Origin of the sequence: Carnobacterium sp., from assembly GCF_032094055.1 — a bacterium.
Classification (GTDB): Bacteria; Bacillota; Bacilli; order Lactobacillales; family Carnobacteriaceae; genus Carnobacterium_A.
On sequence record NZ_DAMDAK010000008.1, the window covers coordinates 33300 to 35555 of the forward strand.

Annotated in this window: 1 protein-coding gene; it reads left to right on the forward strand. The window is 36.3% G+C overall.

Going from position 1 to position 2256, the window contains the following annotated elements:
• Nucleotides 1-508: 508 nt before the first annotated feature.
• The coding region (locus tag RT405_RS02435; protein ID WP_313467254.1) for an NAD(P)/FAD-dependent oxidoreductase at nucleotides 509-2256 on the forward strand (1748 nt) is incomplete at its 3' end.

Here is a 2256-nt window from a genome sequence, read left to right on the forward strand (position 1 = left end):
GCTTCGCTTGAAGCAACGTCACTTGAGACTGCTCCGCTTGAAACAGCTTCTGAACTTGTATCATTTGCTGTATTATCACTGCCACATGCAGCTAAAACGAGTGTGGATGCGAAAATAACTGATGCCAACTTAAATCCTTTTTTGATTTCCATGATTATTTACCACCTTTTTTTTAGTCTGAACTGCTCTTATTGATAATTTTTTCACAAGTGAGAAGTTCATCTAAAAATAGTATAACTGATTTAGATTTAATTGTCTATAAATTTCACAAAGAATCTTTAAATTTTATTTTTTTATCTTTTTTCTCTTTTATTTTTCAATTTTAGCTAAAAATGTCTAGACAATCCTTTTTTTATCTTGTATACTTAACTCGAATTAATTGTGAATAGTTTAACTTTCTTTTCGCTGATTCATTTAATTATTTTTGTTTGTTCCCCTTACCCAAAAAGATTTAGCACTATTTTACAATTATTTGTTCAATTAATAACATAAAAAGGAGTAGAAAATTATGTCTACAAAAAATATTGTTGTGGTTGGTGCAGGATTTGCTGGCGTTGCTGCCACAAAAAAACTAGCAAAACGGTTTAAAAAGAATCCAGATGTCAAAATTACGTTGATTGACCGTCATTCTTATCAAACTTATATGACGGAGTTACATGAAGTAGCCGGTGGACGTGTTGAGCCCGAAGCCATTCAATACGATTTACAACGTTTATTCTGCCGTTTGAAAAATGTTACCCTTGTAACAGACAACGTCACTGAGATTGACCATGACAAAAAAATGGTGATTACAGAAAATGGTATCTTTCCTTTTGATCAATTGGTCTTAGGAATGGGTGGTGAACCAAATGACTTTGGGACTCCCGGTGTAAAAGAACATGCCTTTACGTTATGGTCAATGGATGATGCTATAAAAATACGTCATCATATAGAAGCAACGGTTGCCAAAGCTGCTCTTGAACGAGATGAAGCAAAACGCAAAGCAATGCTGACATTTACGGTTTGCGGTTCTGGATTTACAGGTATTGAAATGATCGGCGAGTTACTGGATTGGAAAAAACGTTTGGCCAAAGACAATAAGATTTCCCCTTCAGAAATCACTCTGATGGTCGTAGAAGCAGCACCAACGATTTTAAATATGCTAACACGAAAAGATGCAGATAAAGCTGAACGTTTCATGGATAAAAAAGGCATTCAATTATTAAAAAATTCTCCTATTACTGCTGTTGAACCTGATCATATCGTCTTAAAATCAGGACAAAAAATTCCAACTTATACTTTGATTTGGACAGCTGGTGTAAAAGCTAATACTGATGTAGAAGCTTTTGATATGGAATCAGGACGTGCTGGCCGCTTAGTAGCTAATGAATACATGGAGGCTAAAGGCATCGAAGGCGTTTATGTTATTGGAGACTTAGTTTATTATGAAGAAACTGAAAATACGCCTACTCCTCAAATCGTACAAGCTGCTGAACAAACTGGACATACAGCTGCTGAAAATATTATTGCGTCCATTGAAGGAACTGAAAAGAAAAAATATGTCGGAAACTACCAAGGTTTTATGGTTTCAATCGGTTCAAAATATGGTGTAGCCCATTTAGGAAAAAATATTCACTTAAGTGGTTTTATAGCTATCTTAATGAAACATTTAGTTAATTTATATTACTATTTCGGTATTCGTTCTGGTTACTATGCTGTTCAATACCTTTTCCATGAATTTTTCCATATTAAAGACCAACGCAATATCTTCCGCGGACACTTATCTCGTTATGGAAATGTTTTATGGAGCGTACCGCTGAGAGCTTTTTATGGTAGTATGTGGCTCTTTGAAGGTGTGAAAAAAGCCTTTGGTTTATTTGGAACAACTAGCTGGTTTGGAAATGAAGTCGCATTGCCTTTCTCATGGCTGCAAGAAGCTACAACTGGAGCTTCTGAAGCCGCTGATGCAGGAGCAGTTGCTGAAGCTGCTAAACCCGTCTTTGGTTTAAGTTATGTTTACGGCGAAGAGCCGATGATGGTTTTCTCTAAAGCACCCGGCTGGTTTGAAAGCATCATGAAAGTCATGATCCCTACTCCTGAAGTCGCTTTGATTTTCCAAAAAGTAATGACACTGCTTGAAATTGCTATTGGCTTAGCTTTAATTGCCGGCTTATTCGTTTGGTTGTTAAGTGCTTTAACTATTGGCTTAGTTGCCAGCTTTGCTTTATCCGGCATGTTTTATTGGGCCAACATTTGGTTCGTCTTTGTTGCTATTGC